Origin of the sequence: Streptomyces sp. NPDC005281, from assembly GCF_040607495.1 — a bacterium.
Taxonomy (GTDB): domain Bacteria; phylum Actinomycetota; class Actinomycetes; order Streptomycetales; family Streptomycetaceae; genus Streptomyces.
The window spans coordinates 327,869-342,870 of record NZ_JBEXGX010000001.1 but is presented as its reverse complement, the minus strand read 5'-3'; the positions used below and the strand labels follow the sequence as shown (position 1 = coordinate 342,870).

Annotated in this window: 13 protein-coding genes; 4 read left to right on the top strand and 9 right to left on the bottom strand. The window is 70.8% G+C overall.

Annotated elements, in window-relative coordinates:
* Position 1: 1 nt before the first annotated feature.
* Positions 2-1,297, bottom strand: coding sequence for a nucleotide sugar dehydrogenase (locus ABZV42_RS01470; RefSeq protein WP_355977744.1), 1,296 nt, complete (start codon positions 1,295-1,297; stop codon positions 2-4).
* Between the two features lie 588 nt (positions 1,298-1,885).
* Entirely contained in the window at positions 1,886-2,893 is a 1,008-nt protein-coding gene (locus ABZV42_RS01465) for a helix-turn-helix domain-containing protein (RefSeq protein WP_355977746.1), read from the bottom strand.
* Between the two features lie 71 nt (positions 2,894-2,964).
* Here ABZV42_RS01465 and ABZV42_RS01460 point away from each other — a divergent pair, with 71 nt between their 5' ends.
* Positions 2,965-4,290, top strand: coding sequence for an MFS transporter (locus ABZV42_RS01460; protein ID WP_355977748.1), 1,326 nt, complete (start codon positions 2,965-2,967; stop codon positions 4,288-4,290).
* Positions 4,291-4,299: 9 nt separating this feature from the next.
* Here ABZV42_RS01460 and ABZV42_RS01455 read toward each other — a convergent pair whose 3' ends face one another.
* Positions 4,300-4,929: a flavin reductase family protein gene (locus tag ABZV42_RS01455; RefSeq protein ID WP_355977750.1), complete on the bottom strand. Its 630-nt coding sequence runs from the start codon at positions 4,927-4,929 to the stop codon at positions 4,300-4,302.
* 336 nt (positions 4,930-5,265) lie between these two features.
* Here ABZV42_RS01455 and ABZV42_RS01450 point away from each other — a divergent pair, with 336 nt between their 5' ends.
* Positions 5,266-6,174, top strand: a complete 909-nt coding sequence (locus tag ABZV42_RS01450) for a hypothetical protein (RefSeq protein WP_355977752.1) — start codon at positions 5,266-5,268, stop codon at positions 6,172-6,174.
* Between the two features lie 149 nt (positions 6,175-6,323).
* Here ABZV42_RS01450 and ABZV42_RS01445 read toward each other — a convergent pair whose 3' ends face one another.
* The 4 genes from ABZV42_RS01445 to ABZV42_RS01430 all read right to left on the bottom strand — a co-directional run bounded on the left by ABZV42_RS01445 (position 6,324) and on the right by ABZV42_RS01430 (position 11,094).
* The gene (locus ABZV42_RS01445; RefSeq protein ID WP_355977754.1) at positions 6,324-7,211 is read right to left on the bottom strand and encodes an enoyl-CoA hydratase-related protein; all 888 of its coding nucleotides are present in this window, start codon (positions 7,209-7,211) and stop codon (positions 6,324-6,326) included.
* A 109-nt stretch (positions 7,212-7,320) separates the two neighbouring features.
* Complete coding sequence (locus ABZV42_RS01440; protein WP_355977756.1) at positions 7,321-9,546, bottom strand: acetate--CoA ligase family protein; 2,226 nt, start codon at positions 9,544-9,546, stop codon at positions 7,321-7,323.
* 286 nt (positions 9,547-9,832) lie between these two features.
* Complete coding sequence (locus tag ABZV42_RS01435; protein ID WP_355977758.1) at positions 9,833-10,339, bottom strand: hypothetical protein; 507 nt, start codon at positions 10,337-10,339, stop codon at positions 9,833-9,835.
* The gene (locus ABZV42_RS01430) at positions 10,336-11,094 is read right to left on the bottom strand and encodes a hypothetical protein (RefSeq protein ID WP_355977760.1); all 759 of its coding nucleotides are present in this window, start codon (positions 11,092-11,094) and stop codon (positions 10,336-10,338) included. The genes ABZV42_RS01435 and ABZV42_RS01430 overlap by 4 nt, the downstream gene beginning before the upstream one ends.
* Before the next feature lie 451 nt (positions 11,095-11,545).
* Between ABZV42_RS01430 and ABZV42_RS01425 the strand changes: the two genes are divergently transcribed.
* Positions 11,546-12,382: an enoyl-CoA hydratase/isomerase family protein gene (locus ABZV42_RS01425; RefSeq protein WP_355977762.1), complete on the top strand. Its 837-nt coding sequence runs from the start codon at positions 11,546-11,548 to the stop codon at positions 12,380-12,382.
* Positions 12,383-12,406: 24 nt separating this feature from the next.
* Here ABZV42_RS01425 and ABZV42_RS01420 read toward each other — a convergent pair whose 3' ends face one another.
* On the bottom strand, positions 12,407-12,703 hold the full coding sequence (locus ABZV42_RS01420) for a hypothetical protein (protein WP_356050622.1): 297 nt from the start codon (positions 12,701-12,703) through the stop codon (positions 12,407-12,409).
* 123 nt (positions 12,704-12,826) lie between these two features.
* On the opposite strand from ABZV42_RS01420, the gene ABZV42_RS01415 reads away from it, so the two are divergent.
* Positions 12,827-13,435, top strand: a complete 609-nt coding sequence (locus ABZV42_RS01415) for a DJ-1/PfpI family protein (protein WP_355977766.1) — start codon at positions 12,827-12,829, stop codon at positions 13,433-13,435.
* A 116-nt stretch (positions 13,436-13,551) separates the two neighbouring features.
* On the opposite strand, the gene ABZV42_RS01410 is transcribed toward ABZV42_RS01415, so the two are convergent.
* Positions 13,552-14,775 carry an NAD(P)/FAD-dependent oxidoreductase gene (locus ABZV42_RS01410; RefSeq protein ID WP_356050621.1) on the bottom strand — a complete coding sequence of 408 codons (1,224 nt, stop codon included), beginning with the start codon at positions 14,773-14,775 and terminating at the stop codon, positions 13,552-13,554.
* Between the last annotated feature and the right edge of the window lie 227 nt (positions 14,776-15,002).

Genomic DNA, 15,002 nt, shown 5'->3' with positions numbered 1-15,002 from the left:
GTCACACGACCGCCTTGTGCGCGGGCGAGTCGAGGCGGTAGGTGCCATCCAGCACCAGCGGTTGAGCCTCCAGCCAGGCGAGGTCCATGCCGGGCTGGACGGTGTGCACGAGGACCAAGTCCCAGGGCTCTGTCTCGGGGGCGGGGATGCTCGTCAGAGTGCGCTCACCGATGCGCAGCGAAGGGATGAACGGATCGTGGTAAGCGGTCTTGGCGCCGGCGTCGGTGAGCTCCTCCAGGATCTCCAGGGCCGGCGATTCACGCAGGTCGGCGACGCCGGCCTTGTAGGCCATCCCGAGGACGAGCACCCTGGCCCCGGTGACGCTGTGGCCGGCATCTCCCAGCAGTTCCCGTACGCGCTGTACAACCTTGCGCGGGCGGGAGGCGATGGCGGCCATGGCTGCGTCGATCAAGGGAGAAACGATTCTGCGGGCGCGCAGCTGCCAGAGAAGGTAGTGCGGGTCGCACGGGATGCAGTGCCCGCCGACGCCGGGACCGGGATAGAAGGGCATGAAGCCGTAGGGCTTGGTCGCGGCGGCTTCGATGATCCGGACCGGCTCCAGGTTCAATCCACGACAGTTTTCCGCGAACTCGTTCGCCAGCGCGATGTTGACGGCGCGGAAGGTGTTCTCCCACAGCTTGGTCATCTCGGCCTCTTCGGCCGAGGGCAGTGCGTGGATGGACGGAGCGGTGCGTGCCAGCACGGCGGCGGCCAGTTCGGTGCTGCGCGGACCGACGCCACCGACCACGCGAGGGGTGCTCTCCTGAGCGTGGTGGGCGTTGCCGGGATCGATCCGCTCGGGGGAGAAGGCGACGAACACCTCGGTGTCGACCAGGAGGCCGCGCGCGATGAGCGGCTTGACCAGCAGCTCCTGGGTCGTGCCGACGTAGGTGGTGGAGGTCAGCATCAGCAACTGGCCGGGAACGGCGTGACATACCGCGTCGGCGCAAGCCCCGGCCATGGCCTTCAGATCCGGTACCAGGTGCTGGTCGACCGGCGTAGGTACGCAGATCAGCACCGTGCGGGCGGCGGAGAGCGCGGCCGGGTCGCTGGTCAGTGTCAACCGGCCGGTGCCACGCAGGCGGGCAAGCCGCTCATGGTCCGAGGGGAGCAGATCCACGTCGCCGCTGCGGATGGCGTCGAGACGCCGCTCGCTGACATCGATGCCAATCACGTCGTTGCCGGCTTCCAGCAGCGCCAGCGCGGTGGGCAGGCCCACGTAGCCGAGGCCGACGACAGCAACCGGGGCCGCGGCGTGCTCTTCCGGCTGAAGTGGCGCGTGGGGCGAAACGGGCATGGATGTGCTCCCAAAAACCGCAGGCGGTGAGGTGACATGTAGAGATCGTGTGATGATCTCGCAAACATGGAGGCTAAGAGATATCGAGTCCCCTCCCGCGCGTCAAAGGCAGATTGCGGCGACAGGAGGTGCGACATGTCTGTTTGCTGCGGAAATCGATGGTCGACATAGGGGAAAATGCCGAAAGGCCCGAGGGGCTCCGATGGAGAATGTGATGATCTTGTGATGGTCGGTCCATTAATGACGCAGCGTCATATAGTCCATCATCTGGACAGTCGGCCGACTGGGTGCCAGGGGTGAATGCACCTCGTTGACGTCTGTCGGTGCGGCAGGGAGCGTGGCCTCGGCACTTTGGCCCGCTTGACTCCTGTGCGGGCTGCCGTTGGGTCGTGGGCCGTCGCCGACCAACGCCGCGTGTGCACGTCCGATTCGCTGAAGGCCGCAACCGAGCTGACGCGGGCCATGTGTGGGGACGGACGTCAGGGCGTCATATTTCGCGACGAGTCGAGGGTGCTACTGCTGTCGAAGCCACCGGATCTGTCGGGTTGCCGACACCAGGGGATTGGCTGGGTGCATCAGCTCCACAGTTCATGGCAGCTGTGTCGCTTCGCTGGCCGCCCTGAAGGTGCGCCGGTAGGTCGTCGGGTTGACGCCGAGGGTCGTCTGGAGGTGCTGGCGCATGGACTGGGCGGTGCCGAAGCCGGCGTCGCGGGCCACGTGGTCGATGGACAGGTCGCTGGACTCCAGCAGGTGGCGGGCGTGTTCGACGCGCTGCTGGGTGAGCCACTGGCCGGGGCTGACACCGACCTCCTCGCGAAAGCGCCGGGTGAAGGTGCGCACCGACATGGACTCCTGCCCGGCCATGTCGCGCAGCTGGATCGGCTCGTGGAGGCGGCCGAGGGCCCAGGCGCGGGCCGCGGTCGTGGTGGCCGACCCCGCCTCCGGAACCGGGCGCTGGATGTACTGCGCCTGGCCGCCGTCGCGGTGCGGCGGTACGACGGTCCGGCGGGCCACCTCGTTGGCGACAACGGCTCCGTGGTCACGCCGTACGAGATGCAGGCACAGGTCGATCCCGGCCGCGACCCCGGCGGAGGTCAGGACGTCCCCGTCGTCGACGAAGAGCACGTCCGCGTCGACGCTGATCCGGGGGAAGAGCCGCTGGAAGTGCTCGGCGTGCATCCAGTGCGTGGTGGCGGGGCGGCCGTCCAGATATCCGGCGGCGGCGAGGACGTAGCTGCCGGTGCAGATGGAGACGAGCCGGGTGCCGGGGCGGATGTGCGCGAGCGCGGCCGTCAGCTCCGGGGTCAGGATGCCCTCCCGATGGACGGGTCCGAGCTCGTACGACGCCGGGACGACGACGGTGTCGGCCGTGGCCAGCGCCTCGGGCCCGTTGCCGACGAGGATCGAGAAGTCCGCGTCCGTACCGACGGGGCCCGGCGGCCGGACCGAGCAGGTGACGACCTCGTACACCGGGCGCCCCTCGGTGTCCCGGGCCTTGCCGAAGATGCGCTGCGGAATGCCCAGCTCGAAGGGGAGCAGTCCGTCGAGCGCGAGGACGACGACGCGGTGCGGGGACGGCGTACCGGGAGTGGCCATGGCCCGATCCTAGCGAATGCTGTCTCTCGGGCCAGTGGTTCATCGGTGCACGTTCCCCGAAGCTCTATGTCGTGACCCAGACAACCGAAGCCGCGCAGGTCCCGGAGGACGCCCGGCCCGTTCGCCCCGCCCCCTCCCACCGCATCCACCGCGCCTGGTTCGTCGCCGCCGTCACCTTCGTGACGATCATCGGCGCGGCGGCCTTCCGGTCGCTTCCCGGACTGCTGATCGACCCGCTGCACCAGGAGTTCCACTGGTCGCGCGGCACGATCGGCGCGGCCGTCTCGATCAACCTCGCGCTGTACGGGCTGACGGCGCCCTTCGCGGCGGCGCTCATGGACCGCTTCAGCATCCGCCGGGTGGTGGCGGTCGCCCTGACCGTGATCGCGATCGGCTCCGGGCTGACCGTCTGGATGACGACCGCGTGGCAACTGCTGCTCTGCTGGGGCTTGCTGGTCGGCCTGGGTTCCGGTTCGATGGCGCTCGCCTTCGCGGCGACGGTCACCAACCGCTGGTTCACGGCGCGCAAGGGCCTGGTGACGGGCATCCTGACCGCCGCCTCGGCCTCCGGCCAGCTGATCTTCCTGCCGCTGCTGTCCTGGATCGTCACGGAACACAGCTGGCGTCCGGCCGCGGTGACCGTGTCCCTCGCCGCCCTCGCGGTCGTCCCCTTCGTCTGGCTGCTGCTGCGCGACCACCCGGCCGACGTGGGCCAAATGCCTTACGGCGCGACGGAGTTCGTGCCCAAGCCCGAGCCGGTGCGGGGCGCCGCCCGGCGCGCGGTGACCGTGCTGCTCTCCGCCGTCCGCACAGGCCCCTTCTGGCTGCTGGCCGGGACGTTCGCGATCTGCGGCGCCTCGACGAACGGCCTGGTCCAGACGCACTTCGTGCCCGCGGCCCACGACCACGGCATGCCCATCACCGCCGCCGCCTCGCTCCTCGCGGTCATCGGCGTCTTCGACGTGGTCGGCACGATCGCCTCCGGCTGGTTCACCGACCGCTTCGAGCCGCGCCGCCTGCTGGCCGTGTACTACGCCCTGCGCGGCATCTCGCTGCTGTTCCTGCCGATGTTCCTCGCCCCGACCGTGCACCCGCCGATGATCTTCTTCATCGTCTTCTACGGCCTCGACTGGGTCGCCACCGTCCCGCCCACCCTGGCCCTGTGCCGTGAGCAGTACGGCGAGGACAGCGCCATCGTCTTCGGCTGGGTCCTCGCCTCCCACCAGGTGGGCGCCGCCCTCGTTGCCTTCCTCGGCGGCGTCGCCCGCGACCGGTTCGGCTCGTACGACGTGGTCTGGTACGCCTCGGGCGCGCTGTGCGCGGCGGCCGCGCTGATGGCCCTGGTGATCCGCCGCCGCCGTCCGGCGGCCCCGGCGGCGCTGCCCGCACCCGCGTGACGGGCCGCGTCAGTCGATGAAGCGGCCCTTGTGGAAGAGCAGCGGCGGGACGTCCGCGTCCTCCCCGCCGTCGCCGCCCGCGCCGAGAGCGTCCACCCGGCCCACCACGATCAGGTGGTCCCCTCCCGTGTGGACCGCGTGGATCGTGCAGTCGATCCAGGCCGCGGCGCCCGCGAGGCGGGGGGATCCGGACACCGGGGCGGCGTCGTAGACCACCCCGGCGAACTTGTCCGCGCCGCTCACCGCGAAGCCGCGGCACACCTCGCCCTGGTGCGCGCCGAGTACGTTGACGCAGAAGACGCCGGCGCGGGCGATGCGCGGCCAGGTCGCCGACGTACGGCCGACCATGAAGCAGACCAGCGGCGGGTCCAGGGAGAGCGAGGCGAAGGACTGGCAGGCGAAACCGGCCGGGCCCGCCGGGTCCTCGGCGCTGGTGCCGGGTGCCGTCACGACGGTCACCCCGGTCGCGAAGTGCCCCAGCACCCGCCGGAACCGGGCCGGATCGACCGGCGCCCGCTCGTCTTCGCCGACCGCTCGCAGATCCGGGCGCGGCAACGCCTCGACGGGCCCCGCGACGGTGGGGGCCCCTGCCGATCTGAGGTAACGGACGGCGGCGGCGGCCATCCCTGCGTGTCCCATCACGCCTTCCATTGAAGCTGACGCCATGTCAGATAGGAAGGGGTTCGCGAGCAGACAGGAAGTGGTTTGCGAGCCGACGGGAAGGGGTTCGGGAGCCGAGGGGAAGTGGTTCGCGAACAGGCGGGAAGTGGTTCGCGAGGCCGGGGGCGCGGTGACGCGGAGGGCCCGGAGCACGGCGAAGCGGCGGGCCGGATCGGTGTCCCGGTGAGGCCTGCCGGAGCGGTCGGCGACAGCCCCTCGCGGCGCGGCGTGTCCCGCCCGCGTATCTTTCGCCCCATGGGGTCGGGAAACTCCGGGAGGCCCACGCGCCCCCGGTCGGCATGGGCCGGTGCGGAAGTGAACCTCGCCGCCGCGGTCTGCGCGGCGCAGTTCGCGATCGCCGTCGCGGTCTGGTGGGTCGGGACATTCGACGACGACGACCACGGCGCGGGTCTCGGCGGCGGACTCGCCGCCGTCGGACTGCTGTGCATGCTGGTGTTCGGACCGCCCCTGCTCGCCGCTCTGGGCCTGCTGCACGCGGTGACGTACACGATGCCGGCGGCCACCCTCGCCCGGCTGGTGCGCCGCCGCGCACCCGGCCCCGAGGCCGCCTGGCACCTGGGTCTCGTCCTGCTGCTCGGCACGTTCTGGACCACGCTCGCGGTCCTCCTTCTCGGCCTCGCGCCCACCGGCACCGAGGCCCTGCTGCTCGCCGTGTCGGGAGTCCCGCCCGCGCTGGGCGTCTCCCGGATGCGATCGAGCGAACGGGCCACCGGACAGCCGCAGGAGGGCGGGCGCGTCTGGCTCCGCTCGGCACTCGTGGCCCTCGGGGTGTGCGTACTGGTCGTGGCGGCGGGCACGGTGGGCCTGGCCACGGGAACCATCCACGAGTACGAGCCCCCGAAGCTCGCCGCCGGCCGGCTCGCCGGAGTCTGGCGCGGCGATCACGGGGCGGTGCTGCGGCTGGGCGCCGACGGCAGGGCCGAGCTCTCGGCCGTGCCCGCCCAGCCCGAGTTCGGGGACGTGACCACCAAGGAGTTCACGCGCTGCGACGGCACCGGCAAGTGGTTCCTCGACACCGCCGGCCGCTACGACCCGTACGCCGACGGGTCCGTCTCCGAGCTGCGGGACGGCGTGGTCGTGCGCGTCGGCGACTGCGGCCACGACACCTACTGGACCATCGGCGGCACCGAGGCCCACCCGGAACTCTTCGTCCTCTTCGGCGATCCCGACTCGGGAGACCTGCGCATTCTGCGGCAGAGCTGAACTGGTGGGGTGCGAGTGCCCGGGGCGACCGACGGGGTTCCGGGTTCCCGGAGTGGCCGGCGGCTTCCGGATTCCCGGGGCGCGTTGCCGGATTTCGGTCTTCCGGGGTGGCCGACGGGCAGGCGGACGGCCGGACCGGGTTCGTTTCTTCAGCGGCCCTCGTAGTGCGGGGTGCGCCGTTCCACGAAGCTCGCCACACCCTCGACGGCGTCCGACGTCGTCATGTTGATCTCCTGTGCCGCCGCCTCCGCCGCGAAGGCGCTGCCGCGGTCGGCGTCGAGGGAGGCGTTGACCAGTTGCTTGGTGAGGGCGAGCGCGCGGGTGGGCCCGGCGGCGAGGCGCTCGGACCACGCCCGGGCCGTCTTCTCCAACTCGTCGAGCGGTACGACCCTGTTGACGAGCCCGATCCGCTCGGCGTCCGCCGCGCTGAGCGCGTCGCCGAAGAACATCAGCTCCTTGGCCCGCCGCGGGCCGACGAGACGGGGCAGCAGGTAGGCCCCGCCGCCGTCCGGTACGAGACCTCGGCGCACGAACACCTCGATGAACCGCGCCGGTTCGGCCGCGAGGACGAGGTCGCACGCGAAGGCGAGATGCGCGCCGATCCCGGCCGCCGTGCCGTTGACCGCCGCGATCACCGGTTTCTCGCAGTCGAGGACGGCGGCGATCAGGCGCTGCGCGCCCAGCCGGATCGTGCGGGCGACATCGCCTGGCACCCGGTCCCCGGCGGGCGGACCGCCCCGCAGGTCCGCGCCCGCGCAGAACCCGCGGCCGGTGGCGGTGATGACCACGGCCCGCACACCGGGGTCGGCGGACGCCGCCGCGAGCAGATCGATCACCCGCTCGCGCTGGTCCCAGGTGAGCGCGTTCATCGCCTCGGGCCGGTCGAGGGTGATCCACGAGACCGCGTTGTCAGTGGCGTGCCGTATCAATGAGTCGAGGGGCTTTTCGGCTGGTTCACGAGATTCAGGAGATTTACGAGACTCAGGAGCTTCGGGGGTTTCGGGCGCTTCGCGGGACGCACGGGGGGAGTCGGTCATGAGGGTGCTCCGTTTCGTACGGGGGTTGCGGGCGGGACCGCCGCGTCGTGCGCGGGACCTGGTCGGAGCGGGCCGGCGGGCGTGGAGGAGCGGGAGCGGGGGCCCCGGTTCAGCGGCACATCACCAGGGCGTCCAGGGCCACGGCTCCCTGCCCGCGGGGCAGGACCATCAGCGGATTGATGTCCAGCTCCGAGATCTCGTCACCGAGTTCGAGCGCCATGCGCTGGACCCGGATCACGACCTCGACCAGCGCGTCCACGTCCACCGGCGGACCCCCGCGCACCCCGTCGAGGAGCGCCCGTCCCCGCAGCTCGGACAGCATGGCCCGCGCCTGGTCGTCACCGAACGGCGGCACGCGTACGGCGACGTCCCGCAGCACCTCGACGAGCACCCCGCCCAGCCCGACGGTGACGGTCGGCCCGAAGAGCGGGTCGTGCGTGACGCCCACGACCATCTCGACGCCCCGCTCGACCATCTGGCAGACCAGGACTCCGTCGAGGGAGATGCCCTCGTAGCGGGCGATGTCGGTCAGCTCGCGATAGGCGTCGCGGACCTGGCTGGCGGAGGTCAGCCCGATCTTGACCAGCCCGAGCTCGGTCTTGTGGGCGATCTGCGCGCCGGAGGCCTTCATCACCACCGGGTAGCCGACCTGGCTCGCCGCCCGCACGGCCGCCGCCGCGCTGGTCACCAGCTGCTCGCGCGGCACACGGATCCCGTACGCGCGCAGCAGCTGCTTGGCCGCGTGCTCGCTCAGCTGCTGGCCCGGACGCATCAGGGCCTGTGCCTTGCGGAAGGAGGGCGACGGGGTGCGCGGGGCCTCGTCGAAGGGCGAGCGGTAGGCGGCGGCGAAGCGCGCGTGGTCGAGATGGGCGCGGACTGCGGTGATGCAGTTGGCGAACGTACGGAAGGTGGCGACCCGGGACGACCCGAGCAGCGTCTCGCGGTAGGCCGCCTCCGTGCCGACCGGCGATCCCCACACCACGCACACCAGCTTGTCCGTCTGTTCCGCCGCGTCCACCAGGTCCTGCGTCAGTTTGTCGCTCAGGGGCGGGAAGGGCCCGGTGATCGGACAGATCAGCACGCCGACGGCGGGGTCGGCGAGGATCGCGTCGATGATCTTCCGGCCACGCCAGTCTCCGACCGGGTGCCCGCCGTTGTCCACCGGGTTCGCGACGTTCAGATAGCCGGGTATCCAGGTGTGCAGCTCCGCCTGTTTGGCGTCCGAGAGGACCGGCAGGTCGAGGCCCGCCTCGCTCGCCAGGTCCGCGAAGTGCGCGCCCGTGCCGCCCGAGATCGAATAGACGACGACCCCGTCGGCCTGCGGAGCGCGGGCCCGCGCCAACAGGGCCGCGGTGTCCTGGAGTTCGTCGAGTCCGTCGACGCGGATCACGCCGTACTGCCGCATCGCCGCGTCCACCACGGTGTCGGCGCCGGTCAGCTTGCCGGTGTGCGAGGCGGCGGTGCGGGCGCCGGTCTCGGTGCGGCCGACCTTCACCGCGACGACGGGCACCTTGCGCCGGGCGGCGCGGTCGGCGGCGAGCAGGAAGGAGCGGCCGTCCTTGAGCCCCTCGACGTAGCAGGCGATGGCACCGACCTCGGGCCGCTCGGAGAAGTAGGAGATGAAGTCCGCGGTCTCCAGGTCGGCCTCGTTGCCGGTGGGCGCCCAGTGGGACAGGCGTACTCCCAGCTGCTGCATCGCGAACACCGGCCGTCCCTGATGGCCGGACTGGGTGATGAGGGCGACCGCCGGGCCGTCGAGGTCGTCGCGGAAGTTCTCGAACGCGTTGAGGTTGGTGTTCGGCCCGAGCAGCCGCAGGCCGGAGCCGCGTACGGCGGCGGCGAGCCGGGCCTGGGCGGCGGCGCCCTCGGCCCCGGTCTCGGCGAATCCGGACGCGAAGGCGACCGCGAACCTCACCTTCGCCTCGGCCAGTTCCTCGATCACCGGAAGGGGGTCACCGACCAGGACCACCGCCAGGTCCACCTGCTCCGGCAGGGCCGCGACGGATGGGAGGCACGGCAGGCCGAAGACTTCGCGGCGGGTGGGATGCACCGGGTGGAGCCGGGCGCCGACCCGCTCGGCCCAGCCGATCAGCTGCCGGGTGATTCCGGTGTTCGGCCGGCCCTCGGCGTCCGAGGCGCCGATGACGGCCACGCACTCGGGACGGAAGAAGCGGTCCAGGTCGGGTGCGGCGGCGTACAGCGGGCGACCGCTGACGTCCAGGTCGTCGACCTCGGCCGGCCGGCCGTGCACGACCGGTGAGGGCTGCTCGCCGCAGGCGATGACCCGGGCCCGGCGGGAGTCGGTGGTGAGGGTGCCGTGGGTTGATCCAAGCATCGGTCCGCCCGCTCCTGTGTGACAGCCAATTGTTAACTGACGCACTGTCAGATTACTTAACTGACGCCGTGTCAGGAACTGTTGTGCAGGCAAAGGCTGCGACGGAGGGAGCTTTTATGGGTTCTCGGGGCTTTCGCCCACTTCTCGGAACGGGCACCCCACGTCTCGGAACGGGCACCCCGCTTCTCGGAACAGGCATCCCTGCTCCACTCACAGTCTCATGTACCCATGTGAGTGACGCCGTGATCCGGCGCGGTGCACCTATGAATCCGGAGGCCTCGGAGCCTCACAGCTGGGGAGGTACGTCGCCGCCGAGGAGGGCGATCAGCCGGCCCAGGCGGGTGTCCAGTTCGCGGCCGACCTCGGCGATTTGCGGGTTGCCGAAGCTGTCGAACAGCAGGCTGGGCTGGTCGACGGCAAATTTCGTGTCGCCGTCGGGGTCGGCGTAGATCAGGGAAGGCAGTGGTGCGTGCAGCGCGGCCGACGCGTCCTCGCGGAACGCGGGTTCCGCGATGACGTGGTTGCCCATGAGGTACTGGGTGGCCTTCCAGAGGGACGGCGAGCCGGCCATCAGGGCGCAGACGTCGCTCCGGTGGTAGCGCATGAACCCGTGGGGGCCGTTGATCTCGGCGAGTTCGAAGGTGGCCTTCCAGGAGCCCAGTTGGTAGAAGCGCTGGAGATCGGCCTCCGGGACGAGGGTCTCGAAGTGCTCGCAGGCCGCGTCGTAGGGACGCGGGAGCGTCACGACGAGCCTCCGGGCGGGGTGATCGACGAAGGCGCTCTCTGTGGTCATGGCCGTACCTGTTCGTCGTCGGAGCGGACGAGCTCGACATCGTGGACGTCGACCGTGATGGAGGGGAAGTTGAGGTTGACGCTGTCGTCGGGGTTGCGGCGGAACATCCGTCGTCGCGTCGGAATGACCAGCCCGTCGAAATCGCGGTGGTGGCCGGTGTAGTGGCCGACGAGGAAGCTGTTGTTGATCTCGGCGACGTAGTCCATTCGGCGTTGCATGCCGAAGGCGTCGTAGTAGAAGACCGCGGTGGGGCTGTGTGTGGCGATGTCGGGCGGGAAGCGCACCTGCAGACGCCGCCACGTCTGCCCCGCCTCGTGCCACGGTTCGATCTCGCGGGTCTTCACGCCGGGATGGGTGAAGAGGAACGGGCTGGTGAAGTAGTTCCAGATGGCGTAGCCCAGGAAGTAGCCGAGGTGGGGGGCGTCCCAGTCGGAGTTGCGCAGCATTCCCTTGAAGGTGGCGCGAGCGGGTGCGAGGGTCTCGACCGGTTCCCCGTCCAGGGTTCGCACGGTGACGCTGTCACTGGCACCGTCGAAGATCATCTCCCACTCCGGGCGGGTGAACGGGGTGAACACGATGTGTTCTCTGGCCGTGTCGAGCGTGACGACCTGGTCGAAACTCGCCCCCGGTGGCCAGCCCTTGAGCCCCCAGACCGGACCGTCGATGGAGATGTCGGCCTTCACGCCGCGGAGGGTGTCCCAGAGTTCCCTGCCACCGGCGGTCGCGATGGCCAGATCGAGGAGTTCAGTACTCATGGCCTGGGTTCTTTCCCTAGGAAATGCGTACAAGCCCAGTAGCTCGCAGGCTGTGGTCACGCCGGATCCGACGAGTCCGAGGTCGACCGTCACAAGGCCCACCGAACAGGGCCCGGTGGCGCGGGCCGGAGACTCGCGCGGTTGGTGGAGCCGACGTCGACGCTTGCTGACAGACCTCCAAGGACGACTACTTGGTTTTCAGGGGTTCCCTGACGGACTTGCGGAACATCGGGCCGGCGAAGGGGAGTTCACCTGAAAATGCCGGGCCGGCATGAACTGCTCCTTCGCTTCGGGAGGCACGGTTCTCGCGGCAGCGCCGCCTCGCAGTACCCGCACGGCCTCCGCGGGCAAGGCACTCCTCCCTGCTTCCCAGCATGCGCCCGGGGTGGCGGAGGGCGCACCCTGGGACAGAGGCTCAGTCCCCGCGTCCACCTCACGCCCAGGAGCTGTCATGAGCGTCGACCGTCCGTCGATCCGGACCCGGCTGGAGGACGGCGTCCTGTTCGCGACCCTCGACGCAGGCCCCCTGAACCTCCTCGGTGTCGACCTGGTCCGTGACCTGGTCTCCCTCGTCGACATGCTGTACACCGACCCGGGTGACGTGCGCGTTGTCGTCATCGACAGCGCTTCGCCGGACTATTTCTCCGCGCACGTGGACCTCACGGCCGTCCCGCAGTACACCGCGGAAGCCGCGAAGGCGGGTGGCCCCGGCGACGCCTCGCTCGGCATGTTCCTGTACAAGCTGGCGCGGGTTCCGGTGATCACCGTCGCCAAGGTGCGCGGGCGCGCCCGCGGCGGCGGCAACGAACTTGCCCTGGCGTGCGACATGATCTTCGCCTCGCGCGAGAAGGCGGTCTTCGGGCAGTTCGAGGCCGGCACCGGTGCGCTGCCCGGCGCGGGTGGTGTCCAGCACCTGGCCCGGCGGCTCGGCCGGACTCGCGCCATCGAGGCCATCGTCAGCGCCGACGACTTCGACGCCGACACCGCCGAGCGCTACGGCTGGATCAACCGCGCCCTGCCCGACACCGAGCTGGACGGCTTCGTCGAGCGCCTGGCGAAACGCATCGCCGGCTTCCCACCGGAAGGGGTGCGAGCGGCCAAGCGTGCCGTCAACGAGCTCACGCTGGCATCGGCCGCCCACGTCCGCTCCGACGCCGCGACATTCCAGAGCCTGATCGCCCGGCCCGAGAGCCGTGAGCGTCTGGACCACCTCGCCGGGCGGGGCCTCCAGACGCCCGGTGAACTCGAAAGCGACCTCGGCACAGCCGTGGGCGACTTTCCGCGCTGACCGCCGACGGCTGACCGCCGACCCTCAGGCCTGCTGGAAGCCGAACATCAGCCAGGTCTGGTGGCTGACCCGGTCGGGATACAGCTCGGTCATGGCGTCGTAGAGCTCCTGGTCGCTGCCGGTCTCCTGCTGGAGGCGGTCGAAGTCGGTGAGGTGGGCCGGGACCGCTCGGCCACCAGCTCCTTCTCCGGTGCCGTGAACACGTTCACGCTCAAAGGGGATGCCATGCCACTCGGTTCCTCTCCGCGGCGAGGCCGCCCGCGTCGGCTTCGCCGTCGTCCCGCCGGTCCGCGCCGCGCACGACCGCCTTCCGCCTTCCACGGCCCGGCGGACCCCGACAACTTCAGTTCTGACGGATGAGCCACCGATTGCCGATTGGCCCGCGATCCGGGCACGGAGCGGATGAGAATCTGCACCTCCAGCGCCGTGCTTCGAGGAGATGCCATGCAGGTAGCCGTGGTCACGTTCGACGGGTTCAACGAGCTCGACAGCTTCATCGCCTCCGCGTTGATCAACCGGTGCCGAAAGGACGGCCTGGAGGCCTTCATCACGACCCCCGCCCCGGTGGTCACGTCGATGAACGGTGTCGAGGTCACCGGACAGCGCCCGATGGAGTTCGTGACCGAAGCGGACGTCGTGCTGATCGGCAGTGGGGTGAAGGCGCGCGAGGTGGTCGCCGACGACCGGCTGATCTCCCGGCTGTCGCTCGACCCGTCGCGTCAGCTGATCGGCGCGCAGTGCTCGGGCGCCCTGGTGCTCGCCCGGCTCGGCCTGCTCGACGGCATGCCGGTCAGCACGGACGTGAAGAGCCGGCCCTTCGTGGAAGCCTGCGGCGTCACGGTGCTGGACGCGCCGTTCCATGCCTCTGGGAACATCGCCACGGCGGGCGGCTGCCTGGCCTCCCAGTACCTCGCCACGTGGGTGATGACCCGCACGCTCGGGGAGGGCGCCGTGCGCGACGTCATGGGCTACGTGGCCCCGGTCGGCGAGAGCCGGGAGACGGTCGAGCGCGCCCTGCGCGCCGTTCACGCCGGCGAGGCCGCACTGCACTGACACCCCCCGCAAATCAGTACAGGGGCGCAGGGAGCGAAAAACCTGCCCAATCGGCGGGTGCCGGGGTGCCGGGGTGCCGGGGTGCCGGGGTGCCGAGGTGCCGAGGTGCCGAGGTGTCAGGCGGTGGGCGCCGGGGCGTCCGTCGGTGCGGACTCGGGCTTGGAGGTGTGGCGGGCCACTGCCTTCGCGATCTTCTCGGCGTCCAGGGCGAGTTCGCGGAACATGCCGGAGATGGGGTTGGTGAAACCCGTGAAGTACAGGCCGGGCGCGTTCTTCGGGGTGTGGCCGCCGTGCACGAGCGGGTGTCCGCGGCCGTCGAGCACCTCGAGGTGTCCGACCATGCCTTCCAGGGCCCGCGTGTAGCCGGTCGCGACGATCACCGCGTCCGGGGCGATCCGGTTCCCGTCGGCGAGGACGGCCTTGTCGTCCTCGAATCCCTCGACGGCGGCCACGATCTCGACCTTGCCCTTGCGGACGGCGTCGATGACGCCGACGTCCTGGACGGGGATGGAACCCTCGTTGACGCGGGAGTAGAGCCCGGTGTCGGGGCGGGGCAGGCCCTGCGCCGCCAGGTCGGGCACGCTGAGCTTCGCCATCGGGCCGGCCAGCGCGTCCACGAGGCGCACCGGCAGCCGCCGTACGACGATGCCCGTGAACTGCGCGGCCCAGCCCGCCGTCGAGCGGCGCACGATGTGCGGCGCGGTGCGGACGGACAGCCGTACGCGCGAGGCACCGCCCTCGACCAGGTCCACGGCGATCTCGGCGCCGGTGTTGCCCATGCCGACGACAAGGACGTCGCGGCCCGCGTAGGGGGCGGGGTTGCGGTACTCGCCGGCGTGCAGCAGTTCACCGGTGTAGGTGTCGCGGCCGGACCAGTCGGGGACGCGCGGGGTGTGGTTGTAACCGGTCGCGACGACCACCGCGCTGCCGGTCAGCTCACGTCCGCCGGTGGCGTGCAGCAGCCAGCCGTCGCCGCCGGGGGCGGGCTCGACGCGGGAGACCTCGACGCCCGTGACGATCTCCAGGGTGTGGTGCTCGGCGTACTTCTCCAGGTAGCGCACCACGTTGTCGCGGGCCACCCACCGGCCGAACGAGCGCGGCATCGACAGCCCCGGCAGCGCGGACAGGCGCCGGGTGGTGTGCAGGTGCAGCCGGTCGTAGTGGCCCCGCCAGGACGCGCCGACCTGGTCCGACTTCTCCAGGACGACGGCTCGTACGCCCCGGGCGCGCAGTGCGTACGCCGCCGCGAGTCCCCCGGGGCCGCCTCCGATCACGTACACGGGGCGGTCCTCGTGGGAGGGCACCGTGCGGGGGGTCGTGGAAGCAGTCGAGTCGGCCATAGCGCGAGCGTAATCACGACTTTGCTTGATAGGTCTCGGTCAAGACCTGAATCGGTTGCGAACTGGTCACGCCTGTGGGAGGGGTGGGTGGACTTGGTGGCGTAGGTCACTTCGGTGTGGTGAAGGAGTGTGAAAAGCGGGGTGTCGTCGCAGGTGAGCGCCGGGGCGTACGCCCTTTGCCGGGGCGTGGGATTGGCTTCGCGCGCCCCCCCGGGAGGGGTGGGGTG

Bases quoted from the DNA above. Each gene is read 5' to 3' on its own strand.
- ABZV42_RS01470 (WP_355977744.1), bottom strand. From the start codon at position 1,297: ATGCCCGTTTCGCCCCACGCGCCACTTCAGCCGGAAGAGCACGCCGCG.
- ABZV42_RS01465 (WP_355977746.1), bottom strand. From the start codon at position 2,893: ATGGCCACTCCCGGTACGCCGTCCCCGCACCGCGTCGTCGTCCTCGCG.
- ABZV42_RS01455 (WP_355977750.1), bottom strand. From the start codon at position 4,929: ATGGGACACGCAGGGATGGCCGCCGCCGCCGTCCGTTACCTCAGATCG.
- ABZV42_RS01445 (WP_355977754.1), bottom strand. From the start codon at position 7,211: ATGACCGACTCCCCCCGTGCGTCCCGCGAAGCGCCCGAAACCCCCGAA.
- ABZV42_RS01440 (WP_355977756.1), bottom strand. From the start codon at position 9,546: ATGCTTGGATCAACCCACGGCACCCTCACCACCGACTCCCGCCGGGCC.
- ABZV42_RS01435 (WP_355977758.1), bottom strand. From the start codon at position 10,339: ATGACCACAGAGAGCGCCTTCGTCGATCACCCCGCCCGGAGGCTCGTC.
- ABZV42_RS01430 (WP_355977760.1), bottom strand. From the start codon at position 11,094: ATGAGTACTGAACTCCTCGATCTGGCCATCGCGACCGCCGGTGGCAGG.
- ABZV42_RS01425 (WP_355977762.1), top strand. From the start codon at position 11,546: ATGAGCGTCGACCGTCCGTCGATCCGGACCCGGCTGGAGGACGGCGTC.
- ABZV42_RS01415 (WP_355977766.1), top strand. From the start codon at position 12,827: ATGCAGGTAGCCGTGGTCACGTTCGACGGGTTCAACGAGCTCGACAGC.
- ABZV42_RS01410 (WP_356050621.1), bottom strand. From the start codon at position 14,775: ATGGCCGACTCGACTGCTTCCACGACCCCCCGCACGGTGCCCTCCCAC.